This window comes from Streptomyces sp. NPDC004051, assembly GCF_053604275.1.
This window is the reverse complement of sequence record NZ_JBSGHG010000043.1, coordinates 1-19,582: the sequence shown is the minus strand read 5'-3', so window position 1 is coordinate 19,582 and position 19,582 is coordinate 1. Positions and strand designations below refer to the sequence as shown.

Below are 19,582 nucleotides of genomic sequence, written 5' to 3'. Positions count from 1 at the left end.
GCCGGGGCTCCCGGTCAGCCGTGTCCGCCGGCCCGTACCAGGCCCGTCTCGTAGGCGAGGACCACCACCTGCACCCGGTCCCGCAGTCCCAGCTTGGTGAGGATGCGGCCCACGTGCGTCTTCACCGTCGCCTCCGACAGCACCAGCCGGGCCGCGATCTCGCCGTTGGACAGGCCCTGCGCGACCAGCACCATGACCTCCCGCTCCCGCTCGGTGAGCCGCTCCAGCGCCTTGTGCCGGGGCTGCTCGGCGGTGGTCGGCAGCATGGGGGCGAAGCGGTCCAGGAGCCGGCGGGTGGTGGACGGCGCGACCACGGCGTCGCCACTGTGCACCGCGCGGATCGCGGCGAGCAGGTCGCCCGGGGGCACGTCCTTGAGCATGAAGCCGGAGGCGCCCGCCTTCAGCCCGGAGAAGGCGTACTCGTCGAGGTCGAAGGTGGTCAGGATCAGCACCTTCGGCGGGTCCGGGTCCGCGCAGATCCGGCGGGTCGCCTCCACCCCGTCCAGCTTCGGCATCCGGACGTCCATGAGCACCACGTCGACGGCGGTGGCGCGCAGCACCTGGAGGGCCTCCACACCGTCGCCGGCCTCCGCCACGACCTCCATGTCCGGCTGGGCGTCGAGCACCATCCGGAACCCGGTGCGCAGCAGCACCTGGTCGTCGACGAGCATCACGCGGATCGCCATCGGGTCCTCTTCCAGTACGGTTCCGGGCCAGTGTTGCAGGGTCGGCAAGGGGTGTGTGCGGGCGTCCGGGCGTCAGGGGCCGGGTTTGAGCGGCAGCAGGACGCTGATGCGGAATCCTCCGCCCGGCCGCGGACCCGCGTCCAGGGTGCCGCCGACCATACCGACCCGCTCGCGCATGCCGATCAGACCGTGGCCCTGGCCGTCGAACCCGCCCTCCTGGTACAGCTCGTGCGGGGCGCCCTTGCCGTCGTCCTCGACCAGCAGGCCGAGACCGTCGTCGAAGTACACCAGGCGCACGCTGGCGCCCGTGTCGGGCCCGCCGTGCTTGCGGGTGTTGGTGAGCGCCTCCTGCACGATGCGGTACGCGGTGAGTTCGACGCCGCTGGGCAGCGGACGCGGGGTGCCCTCCACCTTGAAGTCCACCGGCAGTCCGGACTCCCGGCACTGCTCGACGAGGTCCTCGATCTGCTGCACGTCGGGCTGCGGCACGTACTCGCCGGCCTCCTCGTGCTCGCCGGTGCGCAGCACGCCGAGCAGGCGGCGCATCTCGGCGAGGGCCTGGCGGCCGGTGGAGGAGATGGTCTCCAGGGCCTTCTTCGCCTGGTCGGGCGCGGCGTCGAGGACGTAGGCGGCGCCGTCGGCCTGGACCACCATCACCGACACGTTGTGGGCGACGACGTCGTGCAGTTCGCGCGCTATGCGGGCGCGTTCGGCGGCGACCGCGACCTTGGCCTGCGCCTCGCGCTCCTTCTCCAGCCGGGCGGCGCGCTCCTCCAGCTGGGCGAAGTAGGCACGCCGGGTGCGCATGGAGTCGCCGAGCACCCAGGCGAGGGCGAAGGGCACGGTCAGGAAGACGACCATGGCGATGTTGCCCGCCACGCTCACCTCCTCGAACGGCCAGCGCGCCTGCGCCACGGGAGCCGCGCACAGGCCGGCGGTCAGCGCCAGCCGGGAGGCCCAGCGGGCGCCGACGGCGGCGACCGTGTAGACGATCACCAGCAGCGCGAAGTCGGCGGGTACCGTCGCCACGTTCAGGACCACCTGGAGCAGGCCCACCACGACGGCCAGGACCAGCATCCGCTCCGGCATCCGGCGGCGCAGCGCGACGACCAGCGACAGCAGCAGCATGACCGTCACGGCCAGGGCCTTCGGCGGGGTCCCGTGGCCCTCCTCGACGGGTGCTCCGCTGAACAGCGAGATCCCGAACAGGACCACGCTCCAGAAGCCGTCGACCCCTGTCGGGTGTCTGCGGAGAAAATCATAGAAGCGCTGCACGTAACCCAGCGTAGGGAAGCAAAGCGCGTGCAGGGGTCAACCGGAGGGCCGATCCCCGCTCGGCACGCGTACTCCGCAAGGTGGAGGCCCGGCATGTCCGCATGCTTAACCTGGCCCCGTGACAGTGACGAGGAGCGAGGGGCGCCGGTGACGGCGGGGGTGGAAGGCGGCTGGCGCGGTTGGGGGGCGGCGACCCGGGCCGCCCTGTACGGGCCGGACGGCTTCTACCGTCGGCCGGAGGGGCCCGCCGGGCACTTCCGTACGTCGGTGCACGCCTCACCGCTGTTCGCGGGGGCCGTGGCCCGGCTGCTGTGCCGGGTCGACGAGGCGCTGGGGCGGCCCGCGGTGCTCGACTTCGTGGACATGGGGGCGGGCCGGGGCGAACTGGTCACGGGCGTGCTCGCCGCGCTGCCCGCCGAGGTGGCGGCACGCGTGCGCGCGTACGCCGTCGAACTCGCCGTCCGGCCCGGCGGACTCGACCGCCGCGTCGAGTGGCGCACCGAGCCCCCGGAAGGGGTCACCGGGCTGCTGTTCGCCAACGAGTGGCTGGACAACGTGCCCCTGGAGGTCGTCGAGGTGGATCCGGAGGGCACCTCGCGCCTGGTGCTGGTGCGGGAGGACGGCACGGAACGGCTCGGGGCGCCGGTCACGGGCCCGGAGGCCGAGTGGCTGGCCCACTGGTGGCCGTTGCCGGCCGGGGAGGGGCTGCGGGCGGAGATCGGACTGCCCCGGGACGTGGCGTGGGCGTCGGCGGTCGGGACCCTCCGGCGGGGGCTCGCCGTCGCCGTGGACTACGCGCACTCGGCAGGGGCGCGCCCGCCCTTCGGGACCCTCACGGGCTTCCGGGAGGGGCGGGAGACGACTCCCGTGCCGGACGGGTCGTGCGACATCACCGCGCACGTCGCCCTCGACTCCTGCGCGGCGGCCTGCGCGCTCCCCGGGGCCCGGCTGCTCCCCCAGCGGGCGGCCCTGCGCTCCCTGGGCCTCACCGGCGCGCGCCCCCCGCTCACGCTGGCGTCCACCGACCCCGCCGGCTACGTACGCGCCCTCGCGGGCGCCTCCCAGGCCGCCGAACTCACCGCACCGGGCGGGTTCGGCGACTTCGGGTGGCTGCTGCAGCCCGTGGGCATCCCGGACGTCCTCGCGGACTGACCCCGGCGCGTCGGCTGCTCGGCGGCTGTTCGGCAGCTATTTGTCAGCTATTTGTCGATGTCGCCCACCACGAAGAACATCGACCCCAGGATCGCCACCATGTCCGAGACCAGCGTCCCCGGCAGCAGTTCGGTGAGCGCCTGGATGTTGTTGTACGACGCCGAGCGCAGCTTCAGCCGGTACGGCGTCTTCTCGCCCTTGCTGACCAGGTAGTACCCGTTGATGCCGAGCGGGTTCTCGGTCCACGCGTAGGTGTGCCCCTCGGGCGCCTTGAGGACCTTCGGGAGCCGCTGGTTGACCGGTCCCGGCGGCAGGTCGGCGAGCCGGTCGAGACAGGCGTCGGCGAGGTCGAGGGAGTTGTAGGTCTGCTCCAGGAGGCACTCGAAGCGGGCGAGGCAGTCGCCCTCCCGGCGCGTCACGACCTTCAGGACGTCGCCCAGTTCGCCGTAGGCGAGATACGGCTCGTCGCGGCGCAGGTCGAAGTCGACGCCCGAGGCACGGGCGATCGGCCCGCTCACGCCGTACGCGTGCACGGCGTCCGCGGAGAGGACGCCCACCCCGCGGGTGCGGCCCCGGAAGATCTCGTTGCCGAGCACCAGGTCGTCGAAGCGGTCCATGCGGGAGCGCACGTCGGCGACGGCGGCGCGCGCGCGGGTGGTCCATCCCGCCGGCAGGTCCTCCTTGAGGCCGCCCACGCGGTTGAACATGTAGTGCATGCGCCCGCCGGAGACCTCCTCCATGACGTGCTGGAGCTCCTCGCGCTCGTGGAAGGCGTAGAAGATCGGCGTGATGCCGCCGAGCTCCAGCGGATAGGAACCGAGGAACATCAGGTGGTTGAGCACCCGGTTCAGCTCCGCGAGGAGCGTGCGCAGCCACACCGCGCGCTCGGGGACCTCCATGCCGAGCATCCGCTCCACCCCGAGGACCACGCCCAGCTCGTTGGAGAACGCCGACAGCCAGTCGTGGCGGTTGGCCAGCATGATGATCTGGCGGTAGTCGCGCGCCTCGAACAGCTTCTCCGCGCCCCGGTGCATGTAGCCGATCACGGGCTCCGCGTGGTTGATGAGCTCGCCGTCCAGGACGAGCCTCAGCCGCAGCACGCCGTGCGTGGACGGATGCTGGGGCCCGATGTTGAGCACCATGTCGGTGCTCTCCGCGGCGCCGCCGATGCCGACCGTGGTCTCCGTCGTAGGAGTCATGCCCCCAGTCTCCCCCACGCCCGCGGGAGCCCACGCCCGCCGGGACCCGCGCACTCCGGGGCTCGCGTACTCCGGGGCCTACGTACCCTGGGGCCATGAAGACGGGGAACCCGCACGACACGGGGACAGCGGTGGGGCCGGTGGTGGGTCCCGGTGACGGGCCGCGGTGGATCGCGCTGCCGCCGGGGCTGCTGAAGCTGCGTCGGCTGATGCTCGTGGTGTGGATGGGGTTGCTCGCCCTGGCCGCCGGGCTCGTCCCGGGGCTGCTGGCCGGGCCCGTCTGGGCCGGCTTCGCCGCGCTGCCGCTGGCCGTGCTGGCCTGGGGCTGGGTGATGCTGGAGCGCAACTGGCGCTCCTGGCGGTACGCCGAGCGGGCCGACGACCTGCTGATCAGCCGGGGCGTCCTGTGGCGCCAGGAGACGATCGTGCCGTACGGGCGGATGCAGCTGGTGGAGGTCACCTCCGGTCCCGTGGAACGGCACTTCGGCCTGGCCAGCGTGCAGCTGCACACGGCGGCCGCGGCGACCGACGCCACCATCCCCGGCCTCGAACCGGCCGAGGCCGAACGGCTGCGCGACCGGCTCACCGAGCTGGGCGAGGCCCGATCGGCGGGGCTGTGACGGCCCCGGAGGTCCACCGTGACGAACACGAACGGCACCCGGTGATCGAGCGCCGGCTGCACCCCGTCACGCCGCTCAGGCGGGCGTGGGCGCCCATAGCGGTCGTCCTGGGGTGGGCGCTGCACGACCCGGACCAGGCACAGCGTCAGCTGACCCGGCTGACCACGACGACCCTGCTGATCGGTCTCGGCGTCCTCATCCCGGCCGCCGCCCTCTACGGCTTCCTGACCTGGTGGTTCACCCATTTCGCGGTGACCGACAGCGAACTGCGCATCCGCACCGGGCTGTTGTTCCGCCGCACCGTCCACATCCGGCTGGAGCGGATCCAGGCCATCGACGTCACCCAGCCGCTGCTCGCGCGGGTCGCGGGCGTGTCGAAACTCAGACTCGACGTCATCGGCACCGACAAGAAGGACGAACTGGCCTTCCTGGGAGCCGACCACGCCCGCGCGCTGCGCGCCGAACTGCTCGCGCGGGCGGCGGGTTTCGCCCCCGAGACGGCGCACGAGGTCGGCGAGGCGCCGTCCCGGCAGCTGCTGCGCGTGCCGCCCGGCGTCCTCGTCCTCTCCCTCGTGCTGACCGCCGGGACCTGGGTCTGGCTGGTCGCCGCCCTCGTCGTGGTGCCGCTGCTGTGGCTGGCCACCCACAACCTGTGGACGGTCCTCGCCGCCGCCGTGCCGCTGTTCGGCGCGGCGGGCGCGAGCAGCGTCGGCCGGTTCGTCACCGAGTACGACTGGACCCTGGGCGAGTCGCCCGACGGACTGCGGATCGACCACGGGCTGCTGGACCGGGCGCACGAGACGGTGCCGCCGGGGCGGGTGCAGACCGTGCGGATCGTGGAGCCGCTGCTGTGGCGGCGCCGGGGCTGGGTACGGGTCGAACTCGACGTGGCCGGCTCGTCCAACTCCCTGCTGCTGCCGGTCGCTCCGCGCGAGATCGCCGAGTCCGTCGTCGCGCGCGTGCTCCCCGGCGTCCACGTGCCGTCGCACGCGGAACTCTCCCGGCCGCCGCGGCGCGCCCGGTGGTGCATGCCGGTGTGGTGGCGCGGCCACGGGCTCGCCGTCACCGACACCGTGTTCGCCGCGCGGCACGGCCTGCTGAGCCGGACCGTCGCCCTGGTGCCGCACGCGAAGGTGCAGAGCGTACGGCTGACCCAGGGGCCCTGGCAGCGCGCCCGGGGCGTCGCGAACGTCCATGTGGACACCGGGGCCGACAAGTCCGTGACGGCCCGGCTGCGGGACGCCGACGAGGCGGCGGAGCTGCTCCGGGCCCAGGCGGAACGCTCCCGGACGGGTCGCAGGGACGCCCTCCCGGACCGCTGGATGGCCTGACCCCGGAGCCGGGGGAACGCGTGCGGCGCCTCAGGAGACCGCGCTGCGCAGTCCCTTGGCGCCGGCCGCGTCGGCCGGGCCGTCCGTACGGTGCGCGCCGTGCGGACCGTCCGTACCGTGCGGGCCGGCCGTGCCGTCCGGTCCGGTCTCTTCCGGCTCGTCGTGCGCCGTCAGGTCGATGACCCGGCCGGCGGCCCGCGGGTCCTCGCCGGCCCGCGGGTCCTCGCCGGCCGGCGAGGACCCGGCTTCGTCCTCGGTCCCGCGCGGGGTCAGGGCCTCCTGTCCGACGGCGTCGGCGAGGTCCTCGTCCTGGGCGCCCTCCCGGCCGGGTCCCTCCTCCTTCTGCGTACCGAAGAAGTCGAACCCGCCGTCGGTCACCGGACGCCGCACGGGCTCCGTCGGCGGTACGACCGCGACCGCGGTCGGCACGGTGAAGTGCCCGGAGGGCCGCACCGAGCGGCCGGACGGGGCCGGCGGGGCCGACTGCTCGGGCTGGGAGGGCTCCTCGGGCGCGGTACCGGTGCCGGGGCCGGCGTCCGGGCCGGAGGCGGCCGCACGCTCGCGCTCCCCGGCCGCTCCCGGCCGCCCCTCCGACCCGTCCTTCTCCGGCTGCTCCGGCTTCCGCTTCCTTGTGGGCTCGGGGCCATCGCCCTCGGGGGAGTCGTTCTCGGAGGCGTCGTTCCCGGAGGTCTCGTTCCCGGAGGTCTCGTTCGCGGGTGTTTCGCGGTGCGCCCCCCGCGCGTCGTCGCCGAGCCGGGTCAGCGCCGCCTCGGCCCGCAGGAACAGGCCCGCCCCCTCGGGCGAGAAGACCGGGGGAACCGCCGGCTCCGCCCCGACCGCTTCCGCACCGGCCGTCTCCTCCGCCGAGGTCCCGCCCGCGGTCCCGTCCTCGCTCCTGGCCGCCGGCACGGACGCCGTCCCGGCGGTCTCGTCACCGGAGCGCGCCGAAGGCCCCGCCGGCAACGCACGGGCCGGGACCGCCGCCTCTATCTCGAGCACCCGGCGCTCCTCCAGCACGCTCGCCCGCTCGGCCTCCGCGGAGGCGTACCTCCGGAGCAGTGCCGCGTGCTCGTTGCGCAGCCCGGTCAGCTCCCCGCGCTGGGCGCGCAACCGCTGCTCCAGCTTGACGCGCAGTTCGCGCGACTCCTCGAGGTCGGCCTCCAGTTCGGCGACCCGCTCCTCGAACCGCCACTCGTCACCGGCCCGCGCGCGCGTGAGGTCGGCGACCTGCTTGCCGGCCAGGATGTCCCAGTGCCGCATGACGACCGCACCGATGATCGCCGTGGTCGCCGCGGCGGCGGCCAGCAGGCGAAGCGTCATCGGTTCTGTGAACACCCAGGGCCCCAGGGCGCAGACGAGGGAGACGCCTGCGATCGCCGACGGGGGCAGCATCCTGTGCAGGGGCGGGGAATGGCGGTGACGTCCACGTGACATGGCCAGAAACTTACCGCGCGTAGGCGAATGATGAAGCCCCGCCCCGTGAAAACAAAGCCCCACCGAGGCTTTCACAGGGCGTCAGGGAACTGCGCCGAACCGTGAATAGACCCGGCCCCCGAATATGCAAGATCATTTTCACGCGAGGGGCGGGTTACCGCTTTCCGGGAAGACCGACGAGATCCGCCGAGGAAATACCGGACAGGGGCACGGACCCCGCTCCCTTCCGCGCCTTCCGGGCCTTCCGTTCCTTCCGGGCCTTCCGTTCCTTCCTGGTCTTCCGCGCCCTCCGTGCCGTCCGCTCCTTCCGGGGCTCCCCTCCCGGGTCCGGCTCCCCAGGGTCCGGGTCTCCCGGGCCGCGCCCGGGGCATACGCTGAACATATGAGCAGCAGCAGCGGACAGCTCCACGTCGCGGGTCTCCCCCACTGGGACCGCTGCGCGGTCATGGGCGTGGTGAACGTGACCCCCGACTCCTTCTCCGACGGCGGCCGCTGGTTCGACACGACGACCGCCGTCAAGCGCGGCCTCGACCTGGTCGCCCAGGGTGCCGACCTGATCGACGTCGGCGGCGAGTCCACCCGCCCCGGCGCCACCCGCGTCGACGAGGCCGAGGAACTCAAGCGCGTCATCCCCGTGGTCCGCGGCCTCGCCGCCGAGGGCGTCACCGTCTCCGTCGACACCATGCGCGCCTCGGTCGCCGACCAGTCCCTCGTGGCCGGCGCCGCGCTCGTCAACGACGTGAGCGGCGGTCTCGCCGACCCCGACATGCTCCGCGTCGTCGCCGCCGCCGGCGCCCCCTTCGTCGTCATGCACTGGCGCGGCCTGCTGGAGGGCGGCAACGTCAAGGGCGTGTACGACGACATCGTCACCGAGGTCGTCGACGAGCTCCGCGCGCGCGTGACGGCGGTGCTGGAGGCCGGCGTCGCGGCCGACCGCGTGATCGTCGACCCCGGACTCGGCTTCTCCAAGGACACCGGCCACGACCTCGCCCTCCTCGCCCGGCTCGACCGCCTGCGGGCACTCGGTCACCCGCTGCTCGTGGCCGCGTCCCGCAAGCGGTTCCTCGGCCAGGTCCTGGCCGGGCCCGACGGCACGCCCCCGCCCGCCCGGGAACGCGACGCCGCCACCGCCGCCGTCTCCGCCCTCGCCGCCCGGGGCGGCGCCTGGGCGGTCCGCGTGCACGAGGTCCGCGCCACCGCGGACGCCGTACGGGTCGTACGCGCCGTCGAACTGGCGCGCACCCCGGACGGCACGCGCCCCGAAGCCGCCCCGCACGGTGCGGAAGGAGCCCGGTGAGCGCGCCTCACACCGACGTCGAGCAGGTCGAGGCCACCAACGCCGCCTTCTACGAGGCACTCGAACAGGGTGACTTCGAAGAGGTGGCGTCGCTCTGGCTCACCCCGGCCGACCTGGGCGTCGACGAGACCTACCACGACCCGGCGGACACCGGGGTGGTCTCCTGCGTGCACCCCGGCTGGCCGGTGCTCACCGGCCGCGGCGAGGTGCTCCGGTCGTACGCCCTGATCATGGCGAACACCGACTACATCCAGTTCTTCCTCACCGACGTGCACGTCTCCGTCACCGGCGACACCGCCCTGGTGACCTGCACCGAGAACATCCTCAGCGGCGGTCCCGCGCCGAAGGCGGGCGAGGAGCTCGGTCCCCTGGTCGGCCAGCTGGTCGTCGCCACCAACATCTACCGGCGCACCCCCGCGGGCTGGAAGCTCTGGTCCCACCACGCCTCCCCCGTCCTCGCCGAGAACGGCGAGGACGAGCCGCCCGACACCCCCGACGACACCGACACCCCCGCCTGAGAGGCCCGCCCGGGGAACCCGGGGCCCGCCCGGGGAGAACGCCGGGTGAATCCTCCCGTACCGGTCCGGGCCGGCACCCCCTCGGGGCCGGTGCCGTCGGTGCCCGCGGGTAGATTCGACTGACCGACCGACTGACCGACTGACCGACTGACCGGCCAACCGACTACAGGAGTGGATTCGTGTGGATCGTGTCGCGCTGCACGGCCTGAAGGCCCGTGGGCACCACGGTGTGTTCCCCAAGGAACGCGAGGAGGGCCAGACCTTCGTCGTCGACCTCGTCCTCGGTCTGGACACCCGGCCGGCCGCGACCGACGACGACCTGACGAAGACCGTGCACTACGGAATCGTGGCGGAGCAGGTCGTGGCGGTCGTCGAGGGCGAACCGGTGAACCTCATCGAGACGCTCGCCGAACGCATCGCCCGGGTCTGCCTCGAGCACGCCGTGGTCCAGGAGGTCGAGGTCCGCGTCCACAAGCCGGACGCGCCGATCACCGTGCCCTTCGACGACGTGACCGTCACCATCACCCGGAGCCGTGTATGACCAGGCCGTCCGCCCAGGGCCACACCGACCCGACCGTCCAGCCGGTCCCCGCCTCCGTGACGGAGCGGGTCGACGCCGCCGACAGCACCCTGCAGAACCCGAAGCGGGCCGTGGTCGCCCTCGGCGCCAACCTCGGCAACCGGCTGGAGACCCTCCAGGGGGCCGTCGATGCCTTGGAGGACACCCCGGGCATCCGCGTCACAGGGGTGTCCCCCGTGTACGAGACGGAGCCGTGGGGCGTCGAGCCCGGCAGCCAGCCCTCGTACTTCAACGCGGTGGTGGTCCTGAAGACCACCCTCCCCCCGTCCTCCCTGCTGGAGCGGGCGCACGCGGTCGAGGACGCCTTCCACCGGGTCCGCGACGAGCGCTGGGGCCCGCGCACCCTGGACGTGGACATCGTCGCCTACGCGGACCTCCTGTCCGACGACCCGCGGCTGACCCTCCCCCATCCCCGCGCCCACGAGCGCGCCTTCGTCCTGGCCCCCTGGCACGACGTCGAACCCGAGGCCGTTCTCCCCGGACGCGGACCCGTCGCCGCCCTGCTGGACGCGGTCGGCCGAGAAGGCGTCCTGTACCGGGCCGACCTGGAACTCCGGCTGCCCGAATAGCCGTTAAGGTCGAGACGACCGCATTCCGGGGCACCGGGGAACCGAAGGGACACCGTGAGAGAGCTGCGCATCAGGGTGCTGGCCGGCGTCTTCGTCGTGGCCGGGATCCTGTCCTGGGCCGTCGCCCGCCTCTGGAACTCCCTCGGCACGCTGCCGAGCGTCCCGGTGGCCGCGCCCGTCGTCCTCGCCCTGATCGCCGTGGTCCTCACGGCCACGGCGCTCTCCCTCCGCACCCGCCTCAGGGCCCAGCGCGAGCGCCGTCCCGACGCCAAGGGCGTCGACCCCATGATGGCTGCCCGCGCGGTCGTCTTCGGCCAGGCCAGCGCCCTGGTCGCCGCCCTGGTCGCCGGGATGTACGGCGGCACCGGCGTCTTCCTCCTGGGGTCCCTCGACGTCCCGGCCCGCCGCGACCAGGCCATCTACGCCGGCGCCTCGGTCCTGGCGGGGATCGGCGTCATAGCGGCCGCCCTCTTCCTGGAGCGGGTCTGCAAGCTCCCGGAGGACGACGACGACCACCACAACGGCAGGGGCACGGCCCCGGCGGCCTGAGACGCCTTCCGGGGCCGGTCCCGGAGGCCCGGGCCGGCCCGGCGCGGGCGCCCGCCCCGGGTCAGCGCGCCATGATCAGGCTCATCGCCTCGTTGCGCGTCGCCGCGTCCCGCAGCTGGCCGCGCACGGCCGAGGTGAGGGTCTTCGCGCCGGGCTTGCGGATGCCCCGCATCGACATGCACATGTGCTCGCACTCCACGACCACGATCACTCCGCGCGGCTCCAGGATCTCCATCAGGGAGTCCGCGATCTGGGTGGTGAGCCGCTCCTGCACCTGCGGCCGCCGCGCGTAGACGTCCACCAGCCGGGCCAGCTTCGACAGTCCCGTGATCTTTCCGCTGGTGGCCGGGATGTAGCCGACGTGGGCCACGCCCCGGAACGGCACCAGGTGGTGCTCGCACGTCGAGTACACCTCGATGTCCTTCACCAGCACCATCTCGTCGTGCCCGAGGTCGAACGTGGTCGTCAGCACGTCCTCGGGCTTCTGCCACAGACCGGCGAATATCTCCTTGTACGCCCGTGCCACCCGGGCCGGCGTCTCCTGCAACCCCTCCCGGTCGGGATCCTCACCCACCGCGATCAGCAGCTCGCGTACGGCGTTCTCGGCTCGCTTCTCGTCGAACTCGCCGAAGGTGAGATCGCCGTCCAGCGTCACGGGGTCGGTCATGGGGTGCCTCGTTCCTGTGCCTGCGCGCGTCAGAGGTACGCGTATCGACTGCGGGTACGCAAAAGCCGCGCCCCCCAGGCTAGAACCTGGGGGGCGCGGCGTTCATTCCGGGCCCGGCGGGGTCACCCGGAGAGCCGGTCAGCCCTCGGGGCGCTCCTCCGGGGTCCGCTCGGGCGCCGACGCGGGTTCCGCGGCGGTGCTCTTCACGGTGGAGATGGCCGGCGTCGCGCCGTTCGCCCCGTTCGTCAGCGCCAGCTCCTTGGGGGAGAGCACCGGCGGACGGGTGGACGGCGTACGGCGGGAGGAACCGGTCCAGGCGGGCCGGGGCGGGCGCTTGACGATCGGCGCGAAGATCTCGGCGATCTCCTCCTTGCCCAGCGTCTCCCGCTCCAGGAGGGCGAGGACCAGGTTGTCGAGCACGTCGCGGTTCTCGACCAGGATCTCCCACGCCTCGTTGTGCGCGGTCTCGATGAGCTTCTTGACCTCTTCGTCGACCAGCGCGGCGATCTCCTCCGAGTAGTCGCGCTGGTGAGCCATCTCACGTCCGAGGAACGGCTCGGAGTTGTCGCCGCCGAACTTGATCGCGCCGAGACGCTCGGTCATGCCGTACTGGGTGACCATCGCGCGGGCCAGGCCGGTGGCCTTCTCGATGTCGTTGGCCGCACCGGTCGTCGGGTCGTGGAAGACGAGCTCCTCGGCCGCCCGGCCGCCCAGCATGTAGGCCAGCTGGTCCAGCATCTCGTTGCGCGTGGTCGAGTACTTGTCCTCGTCCGGCAGCACCATCGTGTAGCCGAGGGCGCGGCCCCTGGACAGGATGGTGATCTTGTGGACGGGGTCGGCGTTCGGGGAGGCCGCCGCGACCAGGGCGTGTCCGCCCTCGTGGTACGCGGTGATCTTCTTCTCCTTGTCCGACATGATCCGGCTCCGCTTCTGCGGGCCCGCGACCACACGGTCGATCGCCTCGTCCAGCATGTGGTTGTCGACCAGCTTCTGATCGCTGCGCGCGGTCAGCAGAGCGGCCTCGTTCAGCACGTTGGCCAGGTCGGCGCCGGTCATGCCGGGGGTGCGGCGGGCGACGGCCGCCAGGTCGACGTCCGGGGCGACCGGCTTGCCCTTCTGGTGGACCTTGAGGATCTCCAGCCGGCCCTGCATGTCCGGGCGGTCGACCGCGATCTGACGGTCGAAGCGGCCGGGGCGCAGGAGGGCCGGGTCGAGGATGTCGGGCCGGTTCGTCGCGGCGATGAGGATCACGCCGCCCTTGACGTCGAAGCCGTCCATCTCGACGAGGAGCTGGTTCAGGGTCTGCTCGCGCTCGTCGTGACCGCCGCCGAGGCCGGCGCCGCGGTGGCGGCCGACCGCGTCGATCTCGTCGACGAAGACGATCGCCGGGGCGTTGGCCTTGGCCTGCTCGAACAGGTCACGGACCCGGGAGGCGCCGACACCGACGAACATCTCGACGAAGTCGGAACCGGAGATCGAGTAGAAGGGGACCCCGGCCTCGCCCGCGACGGCACGCGCGAGCAGGGTCTTGCCGGTTCCGGGCGGACCGTACAGCAGCACACCCTTGGGGATCTTCGCCCCGACGGCCTGGAACTTCGCCGGCTCCTGCAGGAACTCCTTGATCTCGTGGAGTTCCTCGACCGCCTCGTCCGAGCCCGCGACGTCGGCGAACGTCGTCTTCGGGGTGTCCTTGGTGATGAGCTTCGCCTTGGACTTGCCGAACTGCATGACGCGGGAGCCGCCGCCCTGCATCTGGTTCATCAGGAACAGGAAGACCACGACGATGAGGACGAAGGGCAGCAGCGACAGCAGAATGCTGACGAACGCGTTCTGCTTGGACGGCGAAACCGTGTAGCCGTCCGGGATCTGCTTGTTCTGGTACTTGTCCTGCAGCGTGTTGGCGATGGTGACGCCCTGGTCACCGATGTAGCTCGCCTGGATCTTCGAGCTGTCCTCGATCTTCTCACCGGACTTGAGCTCGACCTTGATGATCTGCTCGTCGCCGGTGGTCAGCTTGGCCGACTCGACTTTGTTCTGGTTGATCGCCTGGACCACCTGGCCGGTGTCCACCGTCTTGTAGCCGCCGGACGAGCCGACGACCTGCATCAACACGACCACGGCGAGGACGGCCAGCACGATCCACATGACCGGCCCACGGAAGTATCGCTTCACGTCCATCCATACGGAGCGGTGCCGCCCCGTCCCTCCTGCCATAGTGAGTTTGATAAAGACTGTTCTTCGGACGGTACCCCAGCATCGCCCGCCGAAGCGGCGTGGGACTGCCGGCAATCGCGTCCACGCATGCTCCAACGGAGCGGAACCCGCCGGGGTTCCCGATCACATACGGCGCTCCGGGCCGGGTGACTCAGCCGCCGTAGACATGAGGCGCGAGCGTACCGACGAACGGGAGGTTGCGGTACTTCTCGGCGTAGTCGAGGCCGTATCCGACGACGAACTCGTTGGGAATGTCGAAACCGACCCATTCCACGTCGATGTTGACCTTGGCGGCCTCGGGCTTGCGCAGCAGCGTGCACACCTTGAGGGAGGCGGGCTCGCGCGAGCCGAGGTTCGAGATCAGCCACGACAGGGTCAGGCCGGAGTCGATGATGTCCTCGACGACCAGGACGTGCTTGCCCTTGATGTCGGTGTCGAGGTCCTTGAGGATCCGCACCACACCGGAGGACTGGGTGCCCGCCCCGTACGAGGATACGGCCATCCAGTCCATGGTGACGGGGGTGGACAGCGCTCGGGCGAGGTCGGCCATGACCATCACGGCGCCCTTGAGGACCCCGACGATCAGCAGTTCCCTGCCCTCGTACTCCGCGTCGATCTTCGCGGCCAGCTCAGCCAGCTTGGCGTCGATCTCTTCCTTGCTGATGAGCACCTTCTCGAGGTCGGCACCCATGTCTTTCGCGTCCACCCGCATCACTTTCGGTCGTCCCAGCGGCTGTCCCGTGCCGTCCGCGGCGCTGCCGAGGGCACGTTTTTCAGCCTTGCCGAATCACCAGTCTGCCACCCTGGCGGCGGGCGACGACCCGGCCGGGCAGATTGATGGCCCCCTGGCCGCGCCAGCCGGTGATCAGCCGGTCGACCTCCTCGATGTGCCGGGCGAACAGCGAACCGGCCGGGGCTCCCGCCTCGATGGCGGCCCGGCGCAGCACACGGCGGCGCACGGCGGGCGGAAGGGCGTGCAGCCCGGCGCACTCCAGGCGGCCGTCCGCGTCGCGGACGCCGGCCTCGGCCCGGCCGGCCCAGGCGTCGAGGGCGTCGGCGTCGTCGCGGGAGAGCTGGGCCGTCCGGGCGAGGGCCTCGACGACGCCCTTGCCGAGCGCCTTCTCCAGGGCGGGCAGGCCCTCGTGGCGCAGCCGGGAGCGGGTGTAGGCGGGGTCGGTGTTGTGCGGGTCGTCCCAGACGGGGAGGGACTGGGCCAGGCAGGCCGTGCGGGCCGTCTGCCGGTCGAGCCGGAGGAACGGCCTGCGGTAACGGCCGGCGGCCCCCGAGACCGCGGCCATTCCGGACAGCGAACGGATGCCGGAGCCGCGGGCGAGGCCCAGCAGGACGGTTTCCGCCTGGTCGTCGCGGGTGTGTCCGAGCAGGACGGCGGCGGCCCCGTGCCGTTCGGCCGCGGCGTCGAGGGCGGCGTAGCGGGCGTCGCGGGCGGCGGCCTCCGGCCCGCCTTCGCGGCCGACGGTGACGGCGACGGATTCGACGGGGGCCAGGCCCAGTTCGCGCAGGCGCAGGGTCACTTCGGCGGCGCGCAGATCGGAGCCGGCCTGGAGGCCGTGGTCGACGGTGACGCCGCCAGCCCGCAGGCCCAGCCGTGGGGCCTCGAAGGCCAGGGCTGAGGCGAGGGCCATGGAGTCGGCGCCGCCGGAGCAGGCCACGAGCACGAGGGGGGAGGACGCACGGTCGTACGGGGGCCGGCCGGGGGCGTGGCCGGTCTCGTCGGGGGTTCGGTTGTGTTCGTCGAGGATGTCGTGGAGTACGCGGCGGACCGCCAGGCGTATCGCCGCGACCGCAGGATGGGGACCCATGTCCGGTTCCCTTCATGAAGTTGTCAGAGTCGTCAGAGGGCGTGGGCTCGCATCGGTCACTCAGAGTGTGTAAATGGTGACAGAGCCGGGCCGTTACCCGAGCATTGCACGCCTACTCTTCGCTCACGGTCCCTCGGACGGGTGATTACCGGGTCATCCGCCTGCCGGATCCACGACCGCCGGATCCACGACCGCCGGACACGGCTGCCGGGTTCACGACTCGGGTTTGCGGTGCACGCGCGTGATCCATTCCGCCGGTTCGGCGATCTCCGCCTTGGTGGGGAGGGTGTTGGGCGAGGTCCACACCCGGTTGAAGCCGTCCATGCCGACCTCGTCGACGACCGCGCGGACGAAGCGTTCACCGTCGCGGTACTGACGGAGCTTGGCGTCCAGGCCGAGCAGTTTGCGCAGCGCCAGGTCCAGGCGGGAGGCGCCCTTCGCACGGCGCTGCTGGAACTTCTCGCGGATCTCGGCGACGCTCGGCACGACCTCGGGTCCGACGCCGTCCATCACGAAGTCGGCGTGTCCCTCCAGCAGCGACATCACCGCTGTGAGGCGGCCGAGGATCTCCCGCTGGGCCGGGGTCTGCACGAGTTCGACCAGGGAACGCCCCTCGTCGGCCGCCTCTCCCTCCTCGCCCTCGGGCCGGCCTCCGGCGAAGGTCTGGACGGCCTCGCGGACCCGCTCCAGAACGGTCATCGGGTCGACGTCGGTCTCCGCCAGGAACGCCTGGATCTCGCCCTCCAGGTGGTCGCGCAGCCAGGGCACGGCGGAGAACTGGGTGCGGTGCGTCTCCTCGTGCAGGCACACCCACAGCCGGAAGTCGTGCGGGTGCACGTCGAGTTCGCGTTCGACGTGGACGATGTTGGGGGCGACGAGCAGCAGCCGTCCGCCGCCGTTCGGGGCGTCGGCGGGGCCGCCGGCCGGCAGGTCGCGGGTGGCGGGGGCGAAGGTCTCGTACTGGCCGAGGACCCGGGAGGCCAGGAAGGACAGCAGTATGCCCAGCTCGACGCCGGTGACCTTGCCGCCGACGGTGCCGAGGAGCACCCCGCCGGGGGAGCTGCCGCGCCGTTCCTGCATCTTGTCGAGGAGCGGTTTGAGGAGTTCGCGGAAGCCGGCGACGTTGGCCCGCACCCAGCCCGGGCGGTCGACGACGAGGACGGGGGTGTCGTGGATCTCCTCGGTGCCCAGCCGGGTGAAGCCCCGGACGTGTTCCTCGGACGCCTTCGCGTGCCGGCGCAGTTCCGCGACGACGGCCCTGGCGTCGTCACGGTTCACATCGGGGCCCGGCCGCATGAGCCGGGTCGCGGTCGCGACCGCGAGATCCCAGTCGACCATCCCGGAAGAGGCAGCACCACCGAAACTCGTCATGGTGCAACGGTACGTGAGTACGGCGGTGCGGGGCAGGGCGAAAGGGCGGTCGTCCCGGCCGTCCCGAGGGTCACCGGCAGCCGCACGCCGCCAGGGCCGTGGCCGCCCTGTCCAGGGCCGTCTGGGCCGCCGTGGGGTCGCTGGTGCCGGTCGCCAGGAAGGCGAAGGCGAGCAGTCGGCCCTCCTGGTCGACGACGGTGCCCGCCAGGGCGTTGACACCGGTGAGGGTGCCCGTCTTGGCGCGCACGAGGCCGGCCGCCCCGTCGGCGTAGCGGCCGGTGAGGGTGCCGGTGAAGCCCCCGACGGGCAGGCCGGTGAGGACGGCCCGCAGCTCGGGGTGGGCGGGGTCGGCGGACTTCACCAGCAGCGCGGTGAGCAGGTCGGCGGTGAGCCGGTTGGTGCGGTCGAGTCCGCTGCCGTCCTTGAACACGGTCCCTTCCAGGGGGACCCGGAGCTCGGCGAGCCGGGTGCGGAGGGCGGCCGCGGCGCCCGCGAAGTCGGCGCGTTCGCCGGTCGCGATCGCGGTGTGCCGGGCGAGGGCCTCGGCGAGGTCGTTGTCGCTGTTGGTGAGCATCCGTTCGACCAGGGTGGCGAGCGGGGGCGAGGACACCGTGGCGAGGGTGGCGGCCCGGGTCGTGGACTTCGAGGGGCCGGGCGGGGTGGCCTTGACGCCGTGCTCCCTCAGGAACTCGCCGAACTTCCGCGCGGCGTCGGCCGCCGGGTCGGCGACGCGGTTCGCGGGGCCGCTGACGGACTCGTCGACCCGGGCCTCGTCGGCCATCAGGGGGGTGACGGCGGCGATGTTGGGGTTGATCCCGATCGGGTGCCTGTCGCCGCCCGCGTAGAGGGTGGCGTCGTAGGACAGGGTCACCTCGCGCACACCGCGTTCGGCGAGGGCGGCGGCGGTCCGCCCGGCGAGGTCGCGCAGGCTCGCCGAGCCCGTGGCGTCCTTCTTCCGGGCGGTGAGGGTGGGGTCGCCGCCGCCGACGAGGATGACCTCCTTCGTGTCGGGTTCGAAGGTGGTGCGGGTGGTCAGGCGGTGGTCGGGGCCCAGCGCGGTGAGGACCGCGGCGGCGGTGGCGATCTTCGTGGTGGAGGCGGGGGTGAGCGCGTCGCCGGAACCCTGGGCGTACAGCTTCCGGCCGGTGGAGACGTCGACCACGGCGGCGGCGGGACGGCCGAGCTCCGGGGCCTTCAGCAGCGGGGTGAGGGTACCGGCGAGGGCCTTGCCTGCGGGCGCCGGGCGCACGGCGGCGGAGCCGTCGAGGCCGACGAGCACGGAGGGGGCGCTGGGGGCCGCCCGGGGACCGCGGGGCGGCGTGCCGGCGTTGCCGCGGGTGCCGCCGTGATCTGTGCCACGCGCGGCCTGCAGGGCCACGGCCCGGTCCCGCTCGGCCGTACGCTGGCCTGTGGCGTCCCAGGGACCCGCGGCGGTCGCCACACCGGCGGCCAGTGCCATTCCGGTGGCGGCCGCGACCACGGTGAACCGCCGGGTCTTCGACCAGGTGCCCGGCCTGGCCACCGGCCACGCGATCCGTGGCCCGGCGGCCGTGACGACACGCGCCAGCCGCGGCCGTACGGTCGCGGCGGCCCGGGCGAGACGCGGTCGTACGGCGTCCGCGATCCGCACCACGTGCGGTCTCGCGGCCCGCCAAGGCCTCAGCTCTGGCACGACCACCAGCCCCTTTCGCGATCACACACCTGCGTGAGGGACACTTAATCACCAGAACTATGTGCTGATCATGGAGGAGCGTCCGGTGGAGTTCGACGTCACGATCGAGATCCCGAAGGGTTCGCGGAACAAGTACGAGGTGGACCACGAGACGGGTCGGATCCGCTTGGACCGTCGACTCTTCACCTCGACCGCCTACCCGACCGACTACGGCTTCGTCGAGAACACCCTCGGCGAGGACGGCGACCCGCTGGACGCGCTGGTCATCCTCGACGAACCGACGTTCCCCGGCTGCCTGATCCGCTGCCGCGCGATCGGCATGTTCCGGATGACGGACGAGGCCGGCGGCGACGACAAGCTGCTGTGCGTCCCCTCGACGGACCCGCGCGTGGAGCACCTGCGTGACATCCACCACGTGTCGGAGTTCGACCGTCTGGAGATCCAGCACTTCTTCGAGGTCTACAAGGACCTGGAGCCGGGCAAGTCGGTGGAGGGCGCCAACTGGGTCGGCCGGACCGACGCCGAGATCGAGATCGAGCGGTCCTACAAGCGCTTCAAGGAGCAGGGCGGCCACTGAGCCCGTTCCCACGGAGACGCGCGACGGGGCGCACGCGGACGCGTGCGCCCC

At 72.5% G+C, this 19,582-nt stretch carries 19 protein-coding genes; 9 read left to right on the top strand and 10 right to left on the bottom strand.

Features of this window, described 5'->3' with window-relative positions; genetic code table 11:
* Positions 1-14: 14 nt before the first annotated feature.
* Positions 15-686 (bottom strand): response regulator, encoded by a 672-nt coding sequence (locus tag ACWEQO_RS30180; protein WP_452985932.1) that lies wholly within the window; start codon positions 684-686, stop codon positions 15-17.
* Positions 687-758: 72 nt separating this feature from the next.
* Positions 759-1,961: a sensor histidine kinase gene (locus ACWEQO_RS30175; RefSeq protein WP_361460021.1), complete on the bottom strand. Its 1,203-nt coding sequence runs from the start codon at positions 1,959-1,961 to the stop codon at positions 759-761.
* Positions 1,962-2,054: 93 nt separating this feature from the next.
* Between ACWEQO_RS30175 and ACWEQO_RS30170 the strand changes: the two genes are divergently transcribed.
* A complete protein-coding gene (locus ACWEQO_RS30170; protein WP_452985931.1) occupies positions 2,055-3,113 on the top strand; it encodes an SAM-dependent methyltransferase in 1,059 nt (352 codons plus the stop codon).
* 47 nt (positions 3,114-3,160) lie between these two features.
* Here ACWEQO_RS30170 and ACWEQO_RS30165 read toward each other — a convergent pair whose 3' ends face one another.
* The gene (locus tag ACWEQO_RS30165) at positions 3,161-4,312 is read right to left on the bottom strand and encodes an NADH-quinone oxidoreductase subunit D (RefSeq protein WP_361460024.1); all 1,152 of its coding nucleotides are present in this window, start codon (positions 4,310-4,312) and stop codon (positions 3,161-3,163) included.
* Between the two features lie 95 nt (positions 4,313-4,407).
* On the opposite strand from ACWEQO_RS30165, the gene ACWEQO_RS30160 reads away from it, so the two are divergent.
* Together ACWEQO_RS30160 and ACWEQO_RS30155 are read left to right on the top strand one after the other, a co-directional pair.
* A complete protein-coding gene (locus tag ACWEQO_RS30160; RefSeq protein ID WP_452985930.1) occupies positions 4,408-4,932 on the top strand; it encodes a PH domain-containing protein in 525 nt (174 codons plus the stop codon).
* On the top strand, positions 4,929-6,263 hold the full coding sequence (locus ACWEQO_RS30155) for a PH domain-containing protein (protein WP_361460028.1): 1,335 nt from the start codon (positions 4,929-4,931) through the stop codon (positions 6,261-6,263). Before ACWEQO_RS30160 ends, ACWEQO_RS30155 begins: the two co-directional genes overlap by 4 nt.
* Positions 6,264-6,293: 30 nt before the next feature.
* Here ACWEQO_RS30155 and ACWEQO_RS30150 read toward each other — a convergent pair whose 3' ends face one another.
* Positions 6,294-7,697 carry a hypothetical protein gene (locus ACWEQO_RS30150; protein WP_452985929.1) on the bottom strand — a complete coding sequence of 468 codons (1,404 nt, stop codon included), beginning with the start codon at positions 7,695-7,697 and terminating at the stop codon, positions 6,294-6,296.
* Positions 7,698-8,079: 382 nt separating this feature from the next.
* Between ACWEQO_RS30150 and folP the strand changes: the two genes are divergently transcribed.
* From folP to ACWEQO_RS30125, 5 genes are all read left to right on the top strand, one after another.
* Complete coding sequence (gene folP / locus ACWEQO_RS30145) at positions 8,080-8,994, top strand: dihydropteroate synthase (protein ID WP_452985928.1); 915 nt, start codon at positions 8,080-8,082, stop codon at positions 8,992-8,994.
* Positions 8,991-9,512: a nuclear transport factor 2 family protein gene (locus tag ACWEQO_RS30140; RefSeq protein WP_361460034.1), complete on the top strand. Its 522-nt coding sequence runs from the start codon at positions 8,991-8,993 to the stop codon at positions 9,510-9,512. The genes folP and ACWEQO_RS30140 overlap by 4 nt, the downstream gene beginning before the upstream one ends.
* A gap of 181 nt (positions 9,513-9,693) precedes the next feature.
* Positions 9,694-10,053, top strand: coding sequence for a dihydroneopterin aldolase (folB, locus tag ACWEQO_RS30135; RefSeq protein ID WP_361460035.1), 360 nt, complete (start codon positions 9,694-9,696; stop codon positions 10,051-10,053).
* Positions 10,050-10,661 carry a 2-amino-4-hydroxy-6-hydroxymethyldihydropteridine diphosphokinase gene (gene folK, locus ACWEQO_RS30130; RefSeq protein WP_361460037.1) on the top strand — a complete coding sequence of 204 codons (612 nt, stop codon included), beginning with the start codon at positions 10,050-10,052 and terminating at the stop codon, positions 10,659-10,661. The genes folB and folK overlap by 4 nt, the downstream gene beginning before the upstream one ends.
* A 54-nt stretch (positions 10,662-10,715) precedes the next feature.
* On the top strand, positions 10,716-11,210 hold the full coding sequence (locus ACWEQO_RS30125; protein ID WP_361460039.1) for a DUF3180 domain-containing protein: 495 nt from the start codon (positions 10,716-10,718) through the stop codon (positions 11,208-11,210).
* A 61-nt stretch (positions 11,211-11,271) separates the two neighbouring features.
* Here the strand turns inward: ACWEQO_RS30125 and folE are convergent, their stop codons facing one another.
* The 6 genes from folE to dacB form a co-directional block, all read right to left on the bottom strand.
* Positions 11,272-11,877 carry a GTP cyclohydrolase I FolE gene (folE, locus tag ACWEQO_RS30120; RefSeq protein WP_361460041.1) on the bottom strand — a complete coding sequence of 202 codons (606 nt, stop codon included), beginning with the start codon at positions 11,875-11,877 and terminating at the stop codon, positions 11,272-11,274.
* 138 nt (positions 11,878-12,015) lie between these two features.
* Complete coding sequence (gene ftsH / locus ACWEQO_RS30115; protein ID WP_361460043.1) at positions 12,016-14,055, bottom strand: ATP-dependent zinc metalloprotease FtsH; 2,040 nt, start codon at positions 14,053-14,055, stop codon at positions 12,016-12,018.
* Positions 14,056-14,242: 187 nt separating this feature from the next.
* Positions 14,243-14,803 (bottom strand): hypoxanthine phosphoribosyltransferase, encoded by a 561-nt coding sequence (hpt, locus tag ACWEQO_RS30110; RefSeq protein ID WP_361460045.1) that lies wholly within the window; start codon positions 14,801-14,803, stop codon positions 14,243-14,245.
* 61 nt (positions 14,804-14,864) lie between these two features.
* Entirely contained in the window at positions 14,865-15,911 is a 1,047-nt protein-coding gene (gene tilS, locus ACWEQO_RS30105; RefSeq protein WP_361460047.1) for a tRNA lysidine(34) synthetase TilS, read from the bottom strand.
* A 213-nt stretch (positions 15,912-16,124) separates the two neighbouring features.
* Positions 16,125-17,282: a zinc-dependent metalloprotease gene (locus tag ACWEQO_RS30100; RefSeq protein WP_361460049.1), complete on the bottom strand. Its 1,158-nt coding sequence runs from the start codon at positions 17,280-17,282 to the stop codon at positions 16,125-16,127.
* Positions 17,283-17,352: 70 nt separating this feature from the next.
* Complete coding sequence (gene dacB / locus ACWEQO_RS30095) at positions 17,353-18,960, bottom strand: D-alanyl-D-alanine carboxypeptidase/D-alanyl-D-alanine endopeptidase (RefSeq protein ID WP_452985927.1); 1,608 nt, start codon at positions 18,958-18,960, stop codon at positions 17,353-17,355.
* 79 nt (positions 18,961-19,039) lie between these two features.
* On the opposite strand from dacB, the gene ACWEQO_RS30090 reads away from it, so the two are divergent.
* Positions 19,040-19,531 (top strand): inorganic diphosphatase, encoded by a 492-nt coding sequence (locus tag ACWEQO_RS30090; RefSeq protein ID WP_064731883.1) that lies wholly within the window; start codon positions 19,040-19,042, stop codon positions 19,529-19,531.
* Positions 19,532-19,582 lie beyond the last annotated feature (51 nt).